The sequence below is a fragment of the Streptomyces sp. WMMB 714 genome (genome assembly GCF_900090125.1).
Lineage (GTDB): Bacteria > Actinomycetota > Actinomycetes > Streptomycetales > Streptomycetaceae > Streptomyces > Streptomyces daqingensis.
The window spans coordinates 35,272-54,184 of sequence record NZ_FMHJ01000003.1 but is presented as its reverse complement, the minus strand read 5'-3'; the positions used below and the strand labels follow the sequence as shown (position 1 = coordinate 54,184).

The window sequence follows — 18,913 nt, the reverse complement described above, 5'->3', positions numbered from 1 at the left end:
GCGCGCGGACCTCGTGCACGGTGGGGCGGACGGGAAACCAGTGGGCCGGGCCGAAGAAGCTCTGGGAGAATGTATGGGCTGACAACAATCTCTTGGAGAGGTGCATGACCGACCCCGGCCCGGCCCGTTCGGCCGCCGCGACAGCATCCGCCGCCGACCACGAACCCGCCGTCCAGGGCGACGAACTGGACGGCGGCTCCCGCGGGGCCCCGTCCGAGCACGCCGCGGGAGCCGCCGCACCCGCCGGCGACCCGGTGGGCACGACCGCCGGAGACGCGGCCGCGCCGGCCGGACCGCGCACCGCACCGCACCCGGTCTCCAAGGCCGCCGGGTCCGGGCTGACCCCGCGCGCCCGCGTGGGTCTGCTGGTGACGCTCATCCTCGGCAGCCTCACGTCGCTGCCCGCGCTGTCGATGGACATGTACCTTCCGGCGCTCCCCGAGGTCGCGGACACACTCGGCACCCCCGCCGCCACCGCGCAGCTCACGCTCACCGCGTGCCTGCTCGGGCTCGCCGCGGGGCAGTTGGTGGTCGGTCCGATGTCCGACCAGTTCGGCCGCCGCCGCCCCCTCCTCATCGGCATGTCCGCCTACGTGCTGGCCAGCGCTGCGTGCGCGCTGGCGCCCACCATCGAGACGCTGATCGTCTGCCGGGTCGTGCAGGGCCTCGCGGGGGCCGCGGGCATAGTCATAGCCCGCGCCGTCGTACGCGACATGTACGACGGCCTCGCCATGGCCCGCTTCTTCTCCACCCTCATGCTGATAGGCGGGCTCGCCCCGATCCTCGCCCCCGTGCTGGGCGGCCAGATCCTCCGCTTCACCGACTGGCGGGGCGTCTTCCTCATCCTCGCCGGCGCGGGCGTACTGATCACCGTCGTCACGGCGCGCAGCCTCCCCGAGACCCTTCCGCCCGACGGCCGCCAGAAGGGCGGCGTCCCCAACGCCCTGCGCACGATGCGCGGCCTCTTCGCCGACCGCGTCTTCACGGGGTACCTAGTGGCGGGCAGCTTCTCCTTCGCGGCGCTCTTCTCGTACGTTTCGGCCTCGCCGTTCGTCATGCAGGAGATCTACGGCGCCAGCCCGCAGACCTTCAGCCTCCTCTTCATGGTCAACTCGATCGGCCTCGTCGCCGCCGGACAGATCAACGGCAAGGTCCTGGTGGGCCGGGTGCCGCTGGACAGGGTCCTCGGGTTCGGGCTGTGCATGACCGTCACCGCCGCGACCGCTCTGCTGCTGCTGACGAGCGGGGCGTTCGGGCACGCGGGGCTCTTCCCCGTCGCCGCATGGCTGTGCGTCCTGATGACCGGCATGGGGTTCGTGATGCCCAACGCCAACTCCCAGGGCCTGATGCGCGCTCCCCACGCGGCCGGGTCGGCCTCCGCCCTCCTGGGCACGGCCCAGTTCCTGGTCGGTGCCGTGGCCGTCCCGCTCGTCGGCATCGCCGGGGAGCACACGGCGGTGCCGATGGCCGTGGTCCAGCTCTGCGCGCTGACGATCGCGGTGGGCGCGTTCGCCGGACTGTGCCGGCCGTGGCGTAGCCGCGGCTGACGACGGGAGGCCGCCCGGGCCGGTGACCGCGAAGGGCCCGCCCGGGCAGCGGTCGGCCCGGGCCGGTGAGCCGCACCGCCCCGCGTTCCGCTCTCCGCGCGCTCCATAGACTGCTGCGGTGATCGAGGAAGAACTGCGGGGCGCGCTGGCCCGACTGGTCGACGGACTGCCTCCCCGGAAGGCGTCCGCCGCAGTGGAACGGCTCATGGCCGGCTACCGGGGCGAGACCCCGACGGGCGCACCGCTTCTGCGCGACCGCGCCGACGTCGTCGCCTACGCGGCGTACCGGATGCCCGCCACGTTCGCCGCGGCAGCGTCGGCGCTGGCCGACTTCGCCGCACGCACCGATGGCTGGCGGCCGGCGTCCCACCTCGACCTGGGCGGCGGTACGGGCGCCGCCGTGTGGGCGGCCGCAGCGGTCTGGGGCGACGACGCCCCGGGCGGCGCACCACGCCGCACCACGGTGCTCGACTGGGCGGAACCCGCCCTCGACCTGGGACGCGAACTGGCAGCGGGCGCGGGCCGCACGGCCGGAGACGCCGGAACCGGAAAGGCCCTGCGCGGAGCGGAGTGGCGACGGCGGTCGCTGCGCGGGCAGCCGGACGGGGCGCCGCTCCCGTCCGCCGACCTGGTCACCGTCTCCTACGTCCTGGGCGAACTGTCCGGGCCCGACCGCGAGGCGGCCGTCGCGGCCGCCATCGGCGCCGCGCCCGCGGTGGTGGTCACCGAGCCCGGGACGCCCGACGGCTACGCCCGCGTCATGGCGGCGCGCGGCCAGCTCGTCGGCTCCGGCATGCGCGTCCTCGCGCCGTGCCCGCACAGCGCGCGCTGCCCGATGGTGCCGGGCGAGGACTGGTGCCACTTCGGGACACGGGTCAACCGCTCCTCGCTGCTCCGGCAGGTCAAGGGCGGCTCACTGCCGTACGAGGACGAGAAGTTCAGCTATGTCGCCGCCGTCCGTCCGGAGATCACGGGAGAGCCGGCCACGGGACGCGTCGTGCGCCGCCCCCAGAAGCGCAAGGGCCAGGTCCTGCTCGACCTGTGCACCCGCGACGACGGCCTCCGCGCGGCGACGGTCACCAAGCGCCACGGCGCCTCCTACCGGGAGGCCCGCGACGTGAAGTGGGGCGACACCTGGCCCGTGCCCGGCCCCGGCACGGGTTCCGCCGGCTGACGGGAACGACCCGCGGCCGCCGGGGCGGCTGACGGGAACGACCCGCAGCCGCCGGGGTATACGGACGCGAGGCGGCGCCCGGGCGTGACGTCGCGCGGATGTGAGAGATGCGAGAAGGGAGCGCGCGGGCCGCTGCGCGGTGCCCGCGCGCTCCGCGGATCAGGCCGCCGGGCGCAGTTCGGCGGTGACGCACTTCACGCTGCCGCCGCCCTTCAGCAACTCCGTCAGGTCGATGGGGATCGGCTCGTAGCCCCGCTCACGCAGGGGGTCGAGCAGTCCGACGGCGGCCTGCGGCAGGAACACGTGGTGTCCGTCGCTCACCGAGTTCATGCCGAACGCCTCGGCGTCCGTCTCGGCCGCGATCAGGGCGTCGGGGAACATGCGCTTCAGCACGGCCTGGCCGCCGGGCGAGAAGGCGGGCGGGTAGTACATGACCTCGTTCCCGCCCAGCACGCACAGCGCCGTGTCCAGGTGGTAGTACCGCGGGTCGACCAGGTCGAGGCCGATGACCGGACGCCCGAAGAACTCCTGCACCTCGCCGTGCGAGAGGGGGCTGCTGCGGAAACCCCGGCCGGCGAGGAGCCAGTCGTCCGTGACCGCGAAGTCGCCCTCGCCCTCGTTGATGTGCTCCGGCTCCCGCACTTCCGTGAAGCCGTTCGCCCGGTACCACTCGCGGTGGGCGGCCGCCTCGTCCGTGCGTTCACGGTGCGCGAAGCGGGCGCCGAGGACCCGGCCGTCGACGACGAGGGCGCCGTTGGCGGAGTACACCATGTCCGGGAGGCCGGGCAGCGGCTCCAGCTCCTCGACCGTGTGGCCGTAGGAACGGTAGCGGTCCCGGAGTTCCTCCCACTGGGCCTGCGCGAGGGGGAGGTCCACGGGCTTGTCCGGATCCATCCACGGGTTGATGGAGTACGTGACGCGGAAGTGTGCCGGTGGGCACATCAGGAAGCGGCGGGGGGTGTACCCGGGTCCGTACAACGAAGGCTCCTCACGGGGTGGTCGACGAGCACCTTGCCCGCCCATGGTGCGCCCACAGGAGCCCTTCGCGCGCGGAAGTGTTCGTAATCTTGTCCCGCCGGGGCGTCCCGGGCGCCCGACTGGCCCGTCCTGCCAGGCATTTCCGCCGTTTCGTCCCCCGGGGCCGCGCCCCCCGCCGACGGCTCGCCGCCCGGACGGTACGGGCGGCCCCCGCCCGCCTGCCGTCTCCTCCGTTCCGCCCGGCCCGGCCCTTCCGACTCCCGGAGCCCGCGGGGGAATTCGCGCCCCGGCGGGACGTCCGTCCCGTCTCCGGGGGTTGCTAGATTCTGCCCATGCCCTCCGCCGCTCCCGGCTCGTCCTCCGCCTCCGGGGGCCGCCGCTTCCGCACTCCCGACGCCTCCCGCCGCAGCGAGCGCTCCCGGCGCGCCATCCTCGACGCGAGCATGGAGCTGGTCGGCGAGGTCGGCTACAACAAGCTGACCATCGAGGCGGTCGCCGCCCGTGCCGGCGTCGGCAAGCAGACCATCTACCGCTGGTGGCCCTCCAAGGCCGCGGTGCTGCTGGAGGCCTTCACCACGGTCGTCACCGACGGCGAGTACGAGGCGGGCATCCCGGACACGGGCGACCTGGAGGCGGATCTCAAGCAGGTGCTCCGCGCGACGGTCGACGAGTTCACCGATGCCTCCTTCGAGGCCCCCTACCGTGCGCTCGCGGTGGCCGGAGCGGCCGACGCGGAGCTCTCCAAGGAGTTCCTGGAGCGGCTCATGGAGCCCGGCACGGAGGTCTACGCCCGCAGGCTCCGCTCCGCGCAGGAGGCCGGGCAGATCGCGGAGGACGTCGACATCGGGCTGGCCGTGGAGATGCTGCTCGGCCCGTTCCAGCAGCGCTGGCTCCAGCGCACCGGCAACCTCACGCACGAGTTCACCGACGCGCTCGTCGACCTCGTGCTGCGTGGGCTCGCACCCCGCTAGGGTCCCGACGAGCCGGCCGCCCGGCGGACGGGACGTGCTCGCGTTCACGGCGAGAAGGGCATCCGCTGCGGCGACGCCCGATGACCGCAGCCGCTTGTCCGGAACCGGTCCGCTACGGGATCTCCTTGTGAACGGCCTCGACGTTGTTGCCGTCGGGATCGCTGACGAACGAACAGTAGGCGCGGTACTCGCTCCATGAGCGAGGAGCGTGCCGGGACGTGCCCCCGGCCGCCACCGCAGCGGCGTGAAAGGCGTCCACGGCGTCCCGGCTGCCTGCCGTGAACGCGATGTGCACCCCCCTGGTGGCGGCAGTCGCCCGCTCCGCACGCTCCAGGGACAGCGAAGGTGTGTCCCGCTCGGGATGCCAGTACTCAGCCACGCCGTCGGCCCGATGGCCGACGCCGATGCCGAGCGGCTCCAGCGCGGAGGTGTAGAAGCGCTCACTCGCCTCGAAGTCCGAAGCGAACACGCCCAGGTGATGGACGAACGGCATCGCTGCTTCCATGTCGGTCGAGCCTACGCAACAGACAGAGCAGCACGCGGCACTCGCACCAACCCGGTGATCGTTTCCCGCCGGAGCAGTAGCCGCCCGGCCGCCCGCCGGTCCCTCCGGACCGCTCGCGCTTCCCGGTGGGGCCCGTCTCAACTCCCGGGCCGGGCCGGCATGTTCGCCGTCCGGGGCCCCTCCCCGCTGTCCGTGCGTGCCAGCAGCCGCGGGGCGTCCGTCATCACGCCGTCGCATCCCAGCCGCAGCACCCGGTCCCGTGCGGCGGGGGTGAGGACGGTGTGCGCCCACACCCGTGCGATACCGGACCGTGCCGCCCTGCGGATGTCTGAACCGCGGGCGCGGTGGTCCACGCTGAGCATGTCGACGTAGCGGCGCCACCGGGACGGCCGGTCCGTACGGGCCTGCTCCACCGACCGCCACACCGAGGTCAGCAGCCCCATCCGGTGCGCCCGCGCGGCCAGCCGCACACTGTTCGACTGCACGTAGACGGACCCCGTCAGACCCCTCTCGCGCACCAGACGCGCCAGCGGCCGCAGCCCCTCCGCGTCCTTGATCTCGATGTTGAGCACCGTCCTCCCGCCGAACCGGTCGAGCACCTCCGCCGCCGTCGGCGGGCGCTCCCGGCGCCAGTCGCCCGGCAGGTGAGGGGAGGGCCGGATGCGCACCCGGCGCCAGTCGCGCAGGGAGAGGTCGCCGACGGGCCCGCTGTGGTCGGTCGTCCGGTCGAGCGTCCGGTCGTGCATCGCCACCAGCGTTCCGCCGCGGAGCGAGCGCACGTCCACGTCGAGTACGTCGGTGGTGTGCTCGCGGTACGTGGCCAGCAGGCCGCTCATGCTGTTCTCCGGCACTTCGCGGGCGCCGCCCCGGTGCGCCGCGTACACCGTCCCGGGGAGGCCGTCGACGAGGGGCCCGTCGTCCGCTCGGATGCGTGCGGGCGCGCACCCCGGCGCGAGTGCGGCCGGGGCCAGGACCGCGAGCGGGAAGAGCAGCCGGAGCAGCAGGGCCCTGGCGCTCGTGAGCGTGACCGCGACCATGGTGCACAAGCTAGGCGGGCGTCACGGCACGCGCCGTCCGGAGCGGTCCATACGGGGAAGTACGCGGCACACACGGCATATGCGGCACGTCCGCCCCGCGGCGGCACCGGCCCGGCGGGGCAGGCGGGCGGGGCTGCCGTACAAGGATCGGCCGCGCACGGGTACCCGCCCCGTCAGGACAGGACGATCCGTGCGAAGAGGAGAGCATCGCGACCGGTCACGGCGCTTGTGCGTGACGGTCGGTCAGCCCCGATCCGTGGATTCGCCGCAGAGCACGCGCTGTGCTGCGTAGTCTCGGAGATCCACGGTTGTGTGGTCGCTAGGTGCGGAGTGAGGCGGTAGATGGAAAGCGAGAGCAGGTTCGACCGGTGGCTGCGCCAGTTCACGCGGTCCGGTCCCCGGGCGAAGGCCAGGAACGCCGGCGCGCAGGCCGACGCCGCCCGTGCCCGTACGGAACTCCTGCTGACCGCCGCTGAGGCGGGCTTCCCGCTCGCACCCGCCGCCCACCCCTCGGGGTACGGCTGCTCCTGCGTACGCATCGGCTGCCCGACTCCCGGACGTCACCCCGTCTCCTTCGGCTGGCAGACGCAGGCCACCACGGACCCCGAGCAGATCCGGCGCTGGGCCGAGAGCCAGCCCGACGCGAACTTCGTCGCCGCCACCGGCAAGGACCACGACGTGCTCGACGTGCCGGCCGAGGCGGGCCGGGCGGCACTGGAGCGGCTGGAGTCGGAGGGGGTGCCGCTGGGTCCCGTCGCCGTCTCGGGCGGCGACCGCATGCTCTTCTTCACGGCCACGCGCGGCACTCCGGACGACGAGGAGGAGTGGTGGCCCTGCGAACTGGACTGCCACCCGGAGACGATGGACGAGCACCCCGGCCTGCGCTGGCACTGCCGCGGCAGCTACGTGCTCGTACCTCCCGCCACGCTCCCCGGCCGCGGGGAGGAGGCGCAGGTGCGCTGGGTGCGGCCGCCGGTCTCCGGCGCTGGCGGTCCGGAAGTCCTCCCGGAGCCGCTGACGCTCCTGGAGGCGCTCACCGACGCCTGCGCGGCGTACACGGGTGAGGAGACCGCTCCCTGGCCTGTGCGATGACCGCGGACGGGCCGCCGGCCCTCGCCTGACGGCCCCTGCGCCGACGTCCCGTCAGGCACCGGCCGCGGCCACCCGACCGGGTACCGGTCCCGGGGGCGGACGCCGGCTGCCGTCGTCACTCCTGCGGCCCGGCTCACTCGCGGCCCGGCTCACTCGCCCTTGGCGGAGGTCAGCCCGTCGATGCGGTTGAGGAAGCCGACCTGCCCGCCGGCCTTCTTCGACGGCACGACCACCGCCTGCTCCGACACCCGCACGTACGTCACCGACTGCTTCGGCTCGCCCGTCATCAGCGCCTTCAGCAGCGGGTCCTTCACCGGCGGCTTGTAGCCCTCGGCGAAGGTCTCCTTGCTGTGGTGGTGGGAGGCGAAGAAGACCAGCGCCCCGCCGTCCTCGGTGCGCAGACCGAACGGCGCGTACTGCGGGGCCTTGGCCGCCTGGTCGGCGAACTCCGTCCGCCTGCCCGGCCTGTTGGCCGAGCCCTCACGCTGTGCGCGGCGCTTGCTGGTGTGCGCGCCCGGTGCGAAGTCCTCCTCGCCCTTGCCGTCGCGCAGGTAGCTGACGTACGCGTCGCTCAGCTCGTCCGGTGCGAGCACGAGCCCGTGTCCGCTGGTGCCGGGCACGGCCTTCGCGTAGCCGCCCTTGCCGACGGCGAACTCGGGCATCTCGCTGTTCTCGAGCACCGCCAGGTAGGACGCCTTCCAGGGGGCGTCGGCGCCGTCCCGCTGGAAGACGAACAGCCACCGGCCGTTCCGCATCCGGTTGGTCTGGGTGTCGGCGACGAAGAACTTGGGCCACCCCGCCTGCTTGGGGATCAGGAACCGCTCGTCGGACAGGCGCAGGGGCTTGTAGCCGGGGTTGCCCTCGGGCTGCACCTTCTTGCGGGACTTCAGGCCGGCCTGGTCGATGGCGCCGAGCGCGCCCGTCTCCACGGTCGTGTTCAGCTTGACGTCGAACGTCCGGTTGGCCTTGTTGCTCGTCTTGCTGAACTTGGCGAGCACCTTCTTCGCCTCGGACTTGGAGACCGCGGGAACCACGGCCGTCTCGCCGTGCACCGTCACGCATCCGGACAGTGCCACCGTCAGCACCGTCGTGGTCGCCGCCGCCCCCAGCAGCCGTACCTGTAGCGCCCGTCGCGTCTGTCGCGCCTTCATCGTGGTCGACCTCCCCGCCCGCCTCGCGGTAACGCACTTTACTGCCCGGCCTGCGGCGTCCGCGCCCGAGGCCGGGGCGAATGACATCATGCGCGGCGCTGCGGCCGCACCTGAGGGGGAGTGATGGAGCCCTTCGGGAGGTTCTGCGTGCGGGCGGCACAACGGGGTCCGGTGGGCCGGGACGGCGGCGAGGAAAGGCGGCGGGTGACGCGCCGTCATCCGTGGATCAGCCGTGGAGGGGCGGAGGGTCGTCCCGGCTGCCGCGGCGCACCCGTCCGAAGGCTTCCGGAGTCCGGCGGGGCGGGCCGGTTCCGCGGTCCTCCCGGACGCTGTCCGCGGCCCCGTCAGAGGGTGCCGCCGAACACGGTGCCGAACCCCGAACTCCGCGTGTGCTGACGCCTCAACAGGAACATAGCTGCATAAAATCGGGCAGAACGTCCCAGTTGCTCCGTGATCCGGCGTGGGGCTGTCCATCGGAGAACGCGTCCCCCCGACGCCGTCTCCGGGCCCCGCCCGCTCGCGGCTTACGGAAAGGAGGCAGCTGAATGGCTGCCACTACTGCTCGTCGTGTACGGATCGCCGCCACGGCTTCCGCCGTCCTCCTGGGCGGATCGCTCCTGGGGGCGAGCGCGGCCGAGGCGGCCGTCGCCGCCCACCCGCACAAGCCCTACGGCGTCGTCACCGCCAAGTCCGGCCTGAACGTGCGCCAGTACCCGAGCACCGACTCCTCGGTGAAGTACGTTCTGCCCTACCGCGCCGAGCGGGGCCTGGACTGCAAGGTCCGCGCGCAGGTCATCCACGGCAACGCCTACTGGTACAAGCTGCGCAACAGCCAGTACTGGATCAGCGCGCGCTACGTCCACAACGTGGGCCACGTGAAGCTGTGCAAGGACCGCTACCCCTCGCCCATGACCGACACCTCCAAGGCGCAGAAGGCCATGGGCTGATCCTGCGGGCGCGTTGGCGCGACGGCCGCCGGCCGCTGACCGAGGGTCAGGGGACGGGGGCCTGAAGAGCCGACAGTTCCTCGAAGAGGGCCGTGTTCAGCGCGAAGGCGCGCCTGCATTCGCCGACGATGTTCCGCTTCTCCGCATCGTCGGCCGGTACCGCGTCGAGCAGTTCGCGGTACCCCCGCTTGAAGGCGGCGGGGTTCGGGATGTCCTCGAAGACATAGAACCGGACCCCGTCGCCTTTGCGTGTGAAGCCCCAGGTCTTCTCGGCCGTCGAGCGGATGACCTGGCCGCCGGAGAGGTCGCCGAGGTAGCGGGTGTAGTGGTGCGCGACGTAGCCGCCGGGCCAGTCGCGGGCGACCTCGGCGATGCGGTCCGCGTAGTCCGAGGCCGCGGGCAGCGGCGTGATCGTGCGGCGCCAGTCCGTGCCGCCGTGGAGGTGGTCCAGATCCCGCTCCAGCGACGGCAGCCGGAACAGCTCCCGTCGCAGGAACGGCCCGGCGACGGGGTCGCCGGAGAGGCCGCCCGCCCCCTCCTCCAGAGCCCGGTAGACGAACCACAGCTGCTCGGTGTAGCGCACGTACGCGGCCGGCCCGAGCTTCCCGCCGAGCATGTCGCTCATGAACGAGCTGTTCTCCGCCTCCGTGTGCTGTGCGCGTGAGGCGTCACGGATGTGGGCGGAGAAGGGGTGTCCTGCCGGCAGCTGTGGGGTCATGACGACATCATTTACCGACAGGGTGTCGGGAAAACCTCGGAAGGCGCGGAGCGGCCGGCCACCGGCCCCGCATCCCCCCGTTCCGCGCCCGCGGCCCGGAGGCCCCGAACTCAGGGCAGGGTGAGGATGTCGGCGCCGGTCCCGGTGACGACGAGCGTGTGCTCGAACTGGGCGGTGCGCTTGCGGTCCTTGGTGACGACCGTCCAGCCGTCCTCCCACATGTCCCACTCGTGGGTGCCGAGCGTCAGCATGGGCTCGATCGTGAACGTCATGCCGGGCTTCATCACCGTCGTGGCCCGCTCGTCGTCGTAGTGCGGGATGATCAGGCCGGAGTGGAACGACGAGTTGATGCCGTGGCCCGTGAAGTCGCGGACGACGCCGTAGCCGAAGCGCTTGGCGTAGGACTCGATGACCCGTCCGATGATGTTGATCTGGCGCCCCGGGCGTACCGCCTTGACGGCCCGCGCCAGCGCCTCCCGCGTGCGCTCGACGAGCAGTGTGGACTCCTCGTCGACGTCGCCGCACAGGTAGGTGGCGTTGGTGTCGCCGTGCACGCCGCCGATGAAGGCCGTGACGTCGAGGTTCACGATGTCGCCGTCGCGCAGCACGGTGGAGTCGGGGATGCCGTGGCAGATGACCTCGTTGACGGAGGTGCACAGCGACTTGGGGAAGCGGCGGTAGCCGAGCGTGGAGGGGTAGGCGCCGTGGTCGCACATGTAGGCGTGCGCGATCTCGTCCAGCTTGTCCGTGGTGGCGCCGGGCGCGATGTGCTTCGCCGCCTCCGCCATCGCCTGCGCGGCGATACGGCCGGCGGCGCGCATCTTCTCGACGGTCTCCTCGTCCTGCACCTCGGGTCCGGTGTACGGCGTGGGGGCGTCCTTGCCGACGTACTCGGGACGCGGGATCGACGCGGGGACGGAGCGGTGCGGGGAGAGCTCGCCGGGGGAGAGCAACGACTGGCCAGACATGTGCGCGAGTCTAACTGTGGTACGGACCGGGCTCAGGGGGGAGCATGACTCCATGGCTCTCTTCAAGCGCAAGACCGCCGGCAAGCCCGGCGAGTGGTTCTACTGCCTCCAGCACGGAAAGGTCGAGGAGGGCCCGGAGTGCCCGGCGAAGAACCGCCTCGGCCCGTTCGGGACGCCCGCCGAGGCGGCACGCGCCCTGGAGACCTCGCAGGAGCGCAACGCCGAGTGGGAGAACGACCCCCGCTGGCAGGACCCGTCGCGCGGCAGGGGCGGCGCGGAGGGCTGAGGGCCCCCGGCGCCGCGCCGGTCCCGGGAATGGAGCGTGCGCTCAGCCGCCCGGGACCGTGGTGATCCGCGGTGCGCGCGGGGTGAAGGAGATGCGGGTGCGGGCACCGTCCGAGGCCCACCGGACCTCGAGGGAGTCGCGTCCGGCCGAGACGAGTTCCGCCGCGGCCTCCGGGGCGGGGTCCTCCGGCGCGGAATCGCCGCCGGGGGCCAGGGAGGCCAGCGCGGCGAAGAGCGCCGTGCCCCGCACGTCGCCGGTCAGGGACGGTACGAGCGCCCAGCGGGTGAACGCCGTGCCCTGCGGCGCCCGCAGCGTCGCGGGCCGTCCGGTCCCGCTCCAGCCGTGCAGGCCGTGCAGCCGCCCCGTGACGGGTTCCTCGCCGGACGGGCCGTCCTGCTGCGGGGGCGTCGCCCAGCCCGTCAGCCGTACGCGTGCTCCCGGCGGGGCCCCGGTCACGCGGTGTACGCGCAGTTCGAAGGGGCCCCGTACGTAGGTGACGCTCTGCACGGACAGGCCGGGCACCATGGGGCCGCCCGAGGCGAAGACCGGGGAGTGCAAGGAGGCGGCCCAGCCCCAGGTGCCGTCGGCGGCGGCTTCGGCGCCGAGAGGGCGGATACGGAGGCGGGCGCTGCGGGTGGAGCCGCCCAGCGGGTCGCGGGGGTCGGGCAGTTCGACGGCGAAATGGTTGTCGGGGACGTTGCCGCGGGCCGTGGGGCCGGTGCGGGTGGAGTAGGCGAGGCGGGCGTAGTGCGGGTCCTCGGCGAGGGCGCTCTCGCCCTCGTGGGCCGGGACGTGGTCGCTGCCGTGGTTGTGGAGGCGGACGAGTCCGTCGCGGCCGGTCGACTGGATCAGGAGCCCGGCGGCGGGGACGGCCAGCGCCCGGTCGGGGCCCTCGCTGGGTGCGGACTCCTCCCGTGCCGTCCACACCGGATCGCTCGCGGGCAGCAGCAGCGGGAGCAGCCCCTTCGAGGCCCAGTAGGGCGAGGCGGGACCCGAGTAGTCCTGCAGCGTCGCTTCGTGGGCGCCGTGCCAGCCCAGCGAGAGCAGTCCGTCCTCGGTGAGGGCGCCCCGGTCGAGGAAGTAGCGGAGGGACCCGCTCAGCAGGCGGCGGGAGACGCCCGGGGCGAGCGGGGTGTGCCCGGTCAGCGCACCGAGAGCGACGGCCGCGTTGGCGGCGAACCGGTACGGCAGCGAGCGGCCGAAGTGGAGCGGCGCGCCGTTGCCGTCGAAGAGCAGCGCGTAGCTCTCCAGGAAGGCGCGCAGCCGCGCGCCGTGGTGTGCCGACTGGCCGGTGTCCTGGGCGAGATGGGCGTGCAGCAGCGGGTACAGGTGGAGGGCCCAGCCGTTGTAGTGGTCGAAGGCGCGGCCGTCGCCGTCGCTGTACCAGCCGTCGCCGGCGTACCAGCCGTTCAGGAGCTCCGTGCCGCGTTCGAGGGCCAGCCAGGTCTCCCTGTCGCCGCGTCCGACGGATTCCAGGAACCCGGCCACGGTCAGGGGGAAGAGGTACCAGTTGTTGGGCGCCGGCACGTGCCGCAGCGCCCCGCGCAGCCAGTCGGCGGCGCGGTCCTGGACGCCGGGGTCGAGGCGGTCCCACAGCCAGGGGCGGCTCAGCCGCAGCCCGAGGGCGACGGACGCGGACTCCACCATCGGCTGCCCCATGACCGTGTGGTCCCGCACCGGCGGCCACGACTCGGCGTCCTCGCGCCCGGGGGTGCGGGTGCCGGCGGCCAGCCCGCCGGCGTACCTCTCCAGCCAGCCGTGGGGGTCCTCGCCTCCCGCGCCCGCGACGCGGAAGGCCGCCGCGAGGAAGGTGCGGGCGTAGCCTTCGAGTCCGTCGGAGCGGACTCCCGTGCGGGAGGGGCGTCCCGGGAGGTCGAGCATGGCTCCGCGTGGTGTCGCGTAGCGCCAGGCGGCGTGCAGCAGTCCGTCGGCGACGGCCTCCCAGTGGGCGCGCGTCCATCCGGTGTACGGGCTCGACTCCCTGTCCTCGGGCGGGAGTTGGAAACGGTCGGGGTACGGGGCCGCAGCAGGTGGGGTCATGCCAGGTAGGCCAGCCTTTCGCGTCGTACGGGATGGGCGAAGCCCTCTCCCGCCGCCCAGCGGGCGACTTCGGAGACCGCCAGGTCGGCCAGCCGCCGCAGCTCGTTGCCGAGGGAGCCGGCGATGTGCGGCGTGATCAGTGCGTTCTCGCACTCCCACAGGGGGTGCCCCGGGGGCAGCACCTCCGGCTCCGTCACGTCCAGCACCGCGCTGATCCGCCCGGCGAGGACCGCCTCGGTGAGCGCGTCCTGGTCGAGGACGGCGCCGCGCGCGGTGTTGAGGAGCACGGCGTCGGGCCGCATCGCCGCGAGGAGTTCGCGGGTGACCATTCCGCGCGTCGCCGGGAGCAGCGGCGTGTGGACGCTCACCACGTCGCTGGACGCGAAGAGTTCGGGCAGCCCCACCGACCGCGCCCCGAGGGCGGCGGCCTCCTCGCCGGAGACGTACGGGTCGTACAGCAGCACCTCGAAGTCGTACGGGCGCAGCAGCTCGATCACCCGGCGGCCGATGAGTGAGGCACTGCAAATGCCCACGGTGCGCCGGTAGTTGCCCATGCCGGGAGGTGAGGAGAGCCAGTCGCCGCGGTCGCGGCGGGCGGCGTACGCGCGGGCGGTCTCCAGCACCCGCTTGCCGCTGAGCAGGATCATCGCGACGGTGTATTCCGCGACCGGGCGGGCGTTGGCGGCGGCGGCGGAGGAGACCTCGATGCCCCGTTCCCAGCACGCCTCGGTGACGTGTCCGCGCACGCTGCCGGCTGTGTGGGCGACCGCCCGCAGCGCGGGGGCGGCGGCGAGGACGTCCTCGTCGAGGGGCGGGCAGCCCCAGCCGGTGACCAGCAGCTCCACGTCGGCGAGGACGCGGCGTGACCGGTCCGTTCGGAGGTCGTGGAGCGCCGGCAGGGGCTCGGGGTCGGTGAACTCGGCCAGCGCGTCGAGGACTTCGCCTGACAGGAGGCTCTCGGCGGCGGCGGGTTCCATGGCGAACGCGACGCGCGGACGGCGTGCCGCCGTGCCCGGCCGCGCTCCGCCCGGACGGGAGCCGGGGGAGCCGGTGGTTGTTCCGTCGGCGGGTCTCGGCATGTCTCTCCTCGGCGGAACGGCCGGCGACAGGACTCCATCGAGGCTGCCCCCTGCCGGGCCCGAGCGCCAGAGGGCAGGGCGGGCCGACCGGGGCCGGACGGCGAGGACGCGGCCCCGGCGGCATGGTGCGGGGGCCGCCGGGACGTCCCGCTACCAGCGGGAGGGCGGCGGCGCGGAGAGGTGGTCGACGAGGCGGGAGAGGCGGTCGCGCAGGGGCCGCCGGAGACGGGCTCCGGGCATGCCTGCGGAGGCGGCGGGCCCGGAGAAGCTCTCCCCGGCTGCCGCGCTGACCAGATGCTGCACGGTGTCGAGGTCCACCTCGGTGGCGTCCGCGGTGAGCGTGTCGTGCGCGACGCCGTGCAGGTCGCCGAGGTCTCCGGCGGCCCGGTCGTCCAGGGCGAGGACCGTCGCGCCCGCCCGCCTGGCGTCGTGGACCCGCTCCAGCAGTCCGCCGCCCGGCGGTTCGGAGGCGACCACGAGAACGGTCTCCCTGCGTCCGGCCGCCTCGATACGGCCGAGGCCCGCCGAGAGATGAGCAGGGGCGGACGGCGGGACCCGGTGCCGTACGAGGGTCGGTGAGAGCTCCGGCAGGCCGGACCAGGCGGCTTCGTCGTCCAAGTGGGCGGCCATGTGCCAGGGTTCGTAGGACTCCGTCCCCACCAGCAGCAGCCCGCCCTGGCGGGTGCCGACCGACGCGCGGAGCGAACCGGCGAACCGGCGGGTCGACTGCACCCACTCCGTCCCGGCGAGCACTTCCCTCAGATGTGCGACGCGTACGGCATCCATGGCTCGGCATGATGCCGCAACAGGCCCTGCGGAACGGGGGATTCGGCTGTGGTCACCCGTACGGATGTGGCGGTGCGGGGACGTGGGGGGTGCGGGGGAAGCGGGGCGCGGGGGAGGGAGTGCGTGCGGAAGGGCGGGGGCGGCTGACGGTGCCTCCCGGGCGCGCGGAGGCTTCCGCGCCCGTCAACTCCCTGTGCCCCGGGCTCCGTCGGGCACGCGTCCCGAGCGCGATGCGCGCCGGTGGTCACGCGCGGGGACCCGCGGCGAGGCAGGGGAGCCGGGCCCGCGACAGGCGATCGGTCCGCGTGCCGGATTCCGCCGCGTCCCACCGCGCGAGCCGGTCGCCGGGGCCCCCGCTACGTGATCACCTTCACGGAACGGAGAGCGGCCGAGGGGCGGTGCCGGGTGGCAGGATCGCCCGTATGACTTCCGCATCCTCCACATCCTCCGCATCCTCCTCCTCGCCCGCTCCGAAGAAGGACCCCTGGGACCTGCCCGACGTCTCCGGCCTCACGGTCGGCGTGCTCGGCGGCACCGGTGACCAGGGACGCGGGCTGGCCTACCGGCTGGCCAAGGCCGGCCAGCAGGTGATCATCGGCTCCCGGGCGGCGGACCGCGCCCGGCAGGCCGCCGGCGAGCTGGGAATGGGGGTGGAGGGCGCCGACAACGCCGAGTGCGCCCGGCGCTCCGACATCGTCATCGTCGCCGTGCCGTGGGACGGCCATGCGCGGACGCTCGAGGCGCTCCGCGAGGAGCTGCGCGGCAAGCTCGTCGTGGACTGCGTCAACCCGCTCGGGTTCGACAAGAAGGGCGCCTACGCGATCCGTCCCGACGAGGGCAGCGCGGCACAGCAGGCGGAGGCGCTGCTCCCCGACTCGCGCGTGACGGCGGCCTTCCACCACCTCTCGGCCGTGCTGCTCGCCGACCCGCAGACGGAGAAGATCGACACCGACGTCATGGTGCTCGGGGAGGACCGCGAGGACTGCGCCGTCGTGCAGGCCCTCGCCGGGCGCATCCCCGGGATGCGGGGCATCTTCGCCGGTCGGCTGCGCAACGCGCACCAGGTGGAGTCGCTCGTGGCCAACCTGGTCTCGGTCAACCGGCGCTACAAGGTGCACGCGGGCATCAGGCTCACCGACATGTGACGGAGCAGGCGCTCCGGCGGTGGGCGGGAGGCGGCAGCGCTCACCGCCGCCGACGGGTGAGGCCGGCCCCCGGGACGCCGTCCGGCATGGGGGAGAATGGCCGCGGCGCCGCACCGTCCGGCGCGCCCGACCGAACCCGCACCGTCCTGGAGCCGCCACCGTGCCCGCCCCCGCCGCCACGCCCCTCCCGCCCCGGCTGCTCGCCCGGTCCGCCGCCGCCCTGTGCGTACTGGCGGCGGCAGCGGCGGTGCTCTCCTTCGCCAAGGGCAGCGGCTGGATGGGTGCGGTCTGGGTCCTGCTGGCGGGCCTCGCGTCCAACATGGCGTGGTACTACGGGCGCCGGGCACGCGGGGCCCGCACCGCCGCGAGTCCGGACGCCGACGCCGCAGCCGGTACGGGCGGGTGCGGGGACGCCTCCCGCGCAGCGCGCCCTACGGTTGCGGAGTGACGGCGACCGCCGGTTCGCCCTGCCAGAAGCGGAAGTAGTCGTAGCCGTAGGCGACGTCGAGCTCAGAGACGTCCAGGACCTGCATGACGCTGCCTATCGCGTCCCAGAAGACCCCGTTCACCTGGGGGACCCACAGGAAGCCGAAGACCACCAGCAGCCCGAACGGCGCGAACGGCTCCGCCTGCCGCCGCGCGGCCGGTGAGAGCCACGGCTCCAGCACCCCGTAACCGTCCAGTCCGGGCACGGGCAGCAGGTTCAGGATGGCCGCGGTCACCTGCAGCATCGCGAGGAAGGCCAGGGCGTAGCGGAAGGCGAACGGGACGTCGCCCATCGCGTCGAGCCAGAAGGGCGCGGTGAGCAGGGCGGCGAACAGCGCGTTCGTCAGCGGTCCGGCGGCCGAGATCAGGCTGTGCCTCCAGCGGCCCCGGATGCGTCCCCGTTCGATGTAGACGGCGCCGCCCGGCAGCCCGATCCCGCCGAGGACGACGAAGACCACGGGCAGCACGACACTCAGCACGGCGTGCGTGTACTTCAGCGGGTTGAGGGTGAGATAGCCCTTCTCGGCGACCGAGTCGTCCCCGCTGCGCAGGGCCGTGTGCGCGTGGGCGTACTCGTGCAGGCAGAGCGAGACGACCCAGCCGGAGACGACGAAGAAGAACACCGCCACACCGGTGACCTCGGCCAGTCCGGCCCAGACCCCCCACCCTGAGACGGCCATGATCGCCGCGATCCCCAGGAAGACGGGGCTGATGCGGTGGTGGTCGGGGTGGGTGCCGGCGCCGGTCATGGATCAAGACCGTACCGGGGTGCGGAAGACGCGGGCGAACTGGCCCTGCGGACCGGGGGCTTCCGCCGCGGAGGCGGCAATCCGCGGCCTGACGGCGGCCCGCCCCCGGTGCGCGAGGGGCGCGCCGCCGCCCGCGGCCGGGCTCTCGCCAGGAGAAGCGGGAGGCTCTCTAGGAGAAGCTGTGCCGCGCCTCGGGGAAGTCGCCCGAGATCACGTCCTGGGCGAAGGACCTGGCCGCCTCGCCCAGGGTCTCCCGCAGCCGCGCGTACTGCTTGACGAAGCTGGGCACCCGGCCCGCCGTCATGCCCGCCATGTCCGTCCAGACGAGCACCTGCGCGTCGGTCTCCGCTCCGGCGCCGATGCCGACGGTGGGGACGTGCAGGGAGCGGGTCACCTCCGCGGCCAGCTCCGCGGGCACGGCCTCCAGCACCACCGCGAACGCTCCGGCGTCCTGGACGGACTTGGCGTCCCGCAGCAGCTGCTGTGCCGCCTCCTCGCCCCTGCCCTGCACGCGGTAGCCCATCGCGTGCACGGACTGCGGGGTGAGACCGACGTGCGCCATGACCGGGATGCCCGACTGGACCATCAACTCGATCTGGTGGGCGGAGCGTTCGCCGCCCTCCAGCTTCACCGCGCCCGCTCCCGCCTCCTTGACGAGGCGAGTGGCGCTGCGCAGCGCCTGTACGGGGCCCTCCTGGTACGTGCCGAAGGGGAGGTCCGCGACGATGAGGGCGCGCTTGGTGCCCCGTACGACGGCGGCCGTCAGCATCGCCATCTCGTCCAGGGTGACCGGGACGGTGTTCTCGTAGCCGAGGTGGCAGTTGCCCATGGAGTCGCCGACGAGCATCACGGGGATGCCCGACTCGTCGAAGACCGAGGCCGTCATGGCGTCGTAGGCCGTCAGCATGGGCCAGCGCTCGCCGCGCTCCTTGGCGGCGCCGAGGTCCCTGACGGTGACGCGGCGGTTGCGTGCGCCGCCGTAGAGGGTGGCCGGCTGCTTCTGCGAGGGCGCGGCCTGCTTCTGCGCATCAGACATGGCTGAACGCTCCTGTTTTCGTGTGGTCTCGAGGCGCCCTGACGGCGTCCCCGGATACACGTCCATGCTGGCATGCGCCGCCTGCCGGCGGAAGGGAGAAGGCCCTTCCGCCGCCAGGGCCCGGCCCGCTCCGTGCGGGCGGGGGTGCGTCCCGGGGCGCGTGGCGGACGTCGCGTGCAGGCCCTGCCGCGGCTGTGCCGGGGGCCGGGGCCCGCGGC

The 18,913-nt window shown here is 73.6% G+C and carries 19 protein-coding genes; 8 read left to right on the top strand and 11 right to left on the bottom strand.

All coding sequences use genetic code 11. The features are described 5' to 3' along the window. Positions 1-104 precede the first annotated feature (104 nt). On the top strand, positions 105-1,547 hold the full coding sequence (locus tag H181DRAFT_RS05695; RefSeq protein ID WP_074467730.1) for a multidrug effflux MFS transporter: 1,443 nt from the start codon (positions 105-107) through the stop codon (positions 1,545-1,547). A 121-nt stretch (positions 1,548-1,668) separates the two neighbouring features. Then, complete coding sequence (locus tag H181DRAFT_RS05690) at positions 1,669-2,721, top strand: small ribosomal subunit Rsm22 family protein (RefSeq protein WP_045863457.1); 1,053 nt, start codon at positions 1,669-1,671, stop codon at positions 2,719-2,721. Positions 2,722-2,880: 159 nt separating this feature from the next. On the opposite strand, the gene ddaH is transcribed toward H181DRAFT_RS05690, so the two are convergent. Next, positions 2,881-3,699: a dimethylargininase gene (gene ddaH / locus H181DRAFT_RS05685; RefSeq protein ID WP_368073253.1), complete on the bottom strand. Its 819-nt coding sequence runs from the start codon at positions 3,697-3,699 to the stop codon at positions 2,881-2,883. Positions 3,700-4,031: 332 nt separating this feature from the next. Between ddaH and H181DRAFT_RS05680 the strand changes: the two genes are divergently transcribed. Beyond that, a complete protein-coding gene (locus H181DRAFT_RS05680) occupies positions 4,032-4,670 on the top strand; it encodes a TetR/AcrR family transcriptional regulator (RefSeq protein ID WP_045863157.1) in 639 nt (212 codons plus the stop codon). A gap of 112 nt (positions 4,671-4,782) precedes the next feature. Here the strand turns inward: H181DRAFT_RS05680 and H181DRAFT_RS05675 are convergent, their stop codons facing one another. Continuing rightward, positions 4,783-5,175 (bottom strand): VOC family protein, encoded by a 393-nt coding sequence (locus H181DRAFT_RS05675; protein ID WP_045863156.1) that lies wholly within the window; start codon positions 5,173-5,175, stop codon positions 4,783-4,785. A gap of 137 nt (positions 5,176-5,312) precedes the next feature. Continuing rightward, positions 5,313-6,212 carry a glycerophosphodiester phosphodiesterase gene (locus H181DRAFT_RS05670; protein ID WP_052708463.1) on the bottom strand — a complete coding sequence of 300 codons (900 nt, stop codon included), beginning with the start codon at positions 6,210-6,212 and terminating at the stop codon, positions 5,313-5,315. A 342-nt stretch (positions 6,213-6,554) separates the two neighbouring features. Here H181DRAFT_RS05670 and H181DRAFT_RS05665 point away from each other — a divergent pair, with 342 nt between their 5' ends. After that, the gene (locus tag H181DRAFT_RS05665; RefSeq protein WP_045863155.1) at positions 6,555-7,304 is read left to right on the top strand and encodes a bifunctional DNA primase/polymerase; all 750 of its coding nucleotides are present in this window, start codon (positions 6,555-6,557) and stop codon (positions 7,302-7,304) included. Between the two features lie 149 nt (positions 7,305-7,453). Here H181DRAFT_RS05665 and H181DRAFT_RS05660 read toward each other — a convergent pair whose 3' ends face one another. After that, positions 7,454-8,455, bottom strand: coding sequence for an SCO2278 family lipoprotein (locus H181DRAFT_RS05660; RefSeq protein ID WP_254666719.1), 1,002 nt, complete (start codon positions 8,453-8,455; stop codon positions 7,454-7,456). Between the two features lie 545 nt (positions 8,456-9,000). Here H181DRAFT_RS05660 and H181DRAFT_RS05655 point away from each other — a divergent pair. After that, positions 9,001-9,402: an SH3 domain-containing protein gene (locus H181DRAFT_RS05655; RefSeq protein ID WP_045863154.1), complete on the top strand. Its 402-nt coding sequence runs from the start codon at positions 9,001-9,003 to the stop codon at positions 9,400-9,402. 46 nt (positions 9,403-9,448) lie between these two features. Here the strand turns inward: H181DRAFT_RS05655 and H181DRAFT_RS05650 are convergent, their stop codons facing one another. Then, a complete protein-coding gene (locus H181DRAFT_RS05650; RefSeq protein WP_045863153.1) occupies positions 9,449-10,120 on the bottom strand; it encodes a biliverdin-producing heme oxygenase in 672 nt (223 codons plus the stop codon). 110 nt (positions 10,121-10,230) lie between these two features. Next, complete coding sequence (map, locus tag H181DRAFT_RS05645; RefSeq protein WP_045863152.1) at positions 10,231-11,088, bottom strand: type I methionyl aminopeptidase; 858 nt, start codon at positions 11,086-11,088, stop codon at positions 10,231-10,233. 52 nt (positions 11,089-11,140) lie between these two features. Between map and H181DRAFT_RS05640 the strand changes: the two genes are divergently transcribed. After that, a complete protein-coding gene (locus H181DRAFT_RS05640; RefSeq protein ID WP_045863151.1) occupies positions 11,141-11,374 on the top strand; it encodes a hypothetical protein in 234 nt (77 codons plus the stop codon). A 42-nt stretch (positions 11,375-11,416) separates the two neighbouring features. On the opposite strand, the gene H181DRAFT_RS05635 is transcribed toward H181DRAFT_RS05640, so the two are convergent. The 3 genes from H181DRAFT_RS05635 to H181DRAFT_RS05625 all read right to left on the bottom strand — a co-directional run bounded on the left by H181DRAFT_RS05635 (position 11,417) and on the right by H181DRAFT_RS05625 (position 15,279). After that, positions 11,417-13,414, bottom strand: a complete 1,998-nt coding sequence (locus H181DRAFT_RS05635; RefSeq protein WP_045863150.1) for a DUF2264 domain-containing protein — start codon at positions 13,412-13,414, stop codon at positions 11,417-11,419. Beyond that, positions 13,411-14,391, bottom strand: coding sequence for a hydroxyacid dehydrogenase (locus H181DRAFT_RS05630; protein ID WP_045863453.1), 981 nt, complete (start codon positions 14,389-14,391; stop codon positions 13,411-13,413). Before H181DRAFT_RS05630 ends, H181DRAFT_RS05635 begins: the two co-directional genes overlap by 4 nt. Positions 14,392-14,643: 252 nt before the next feature. Further along, a complete protein-coding gene (locus H181DRAFT_RS05625) occupies positions 14,644-15,279 on the bottom strand; it encodes a hypothetical protein (RefSeq protein ID WP_045863149.1) in 636 nt (211 codons plus the stop codon). A gap of 422 nt (positions 15,280-15,701) precedes the next feature. Here H181DRAFT_RS05625 and npdG point away from each other — a divergent pair, with 422 nt between their 5' ends. Next, positions 15,702-16,424, top strand: coding sequence for an NADPH-dependent F420 reductase (npdG, locus tag H181DRAFT_RS05620; protein ID WP_045863148.1), 723 nt, complete (start codon positions 15,702-15,704; stop codon positions 16,422-16,424). Between the two features lie 160 nt (positions 16,425-16,584). Further along, entirely contained in the window at positions 16,585-16,872 is a 288-nt protein-coding gene (locus tag H181DRAFT_RS05615) for a hypothetical protein (protein ID WP_045863147.1), read from the top strand. Here H181DRAFT_RS05615 and H181DRAFT_RS05610 read toward each other — a convergent pair. Together H181DRAFT_RS05610 and panB are read right to left on the bottom strand one after the other, a co-directional pair. Beyond that, positions 16,856-17,659 carry a site-2 protease family protein gene (locus H181DRAFT_RS05610; RefSeq protein WP_045863146.1) on the bottom strand — a complete coding sequence of 268 codons (804 nt, stop codon included), beginning with the start codon at positions 17,657-17,659 and terminating at the stop codon, positions 16,856-16,858. The two genes, H181DRAFT_RS05615 and H181DRAFT_RS05610, sit on opposite strands and share 17 nt — an antisense overlap. Before the next feature lie 169 nt (positions 17,660-17,828). Then, positions 17,829-18,695: a 3-methyl-2-oxobutanoate hydroxymethyltransferase gene (gene panB / locus H181DRAFT_RS05605; RefSeq protein ID WP_045863145.1), complete on the bottom strand. Its 867-nt coding sequence runs from the start codon at positions 18,693-18,695 to the stop codon at positions 17,829-17,831. Positions 18,696-18,913: the final 218 nt, after the last annotated feature.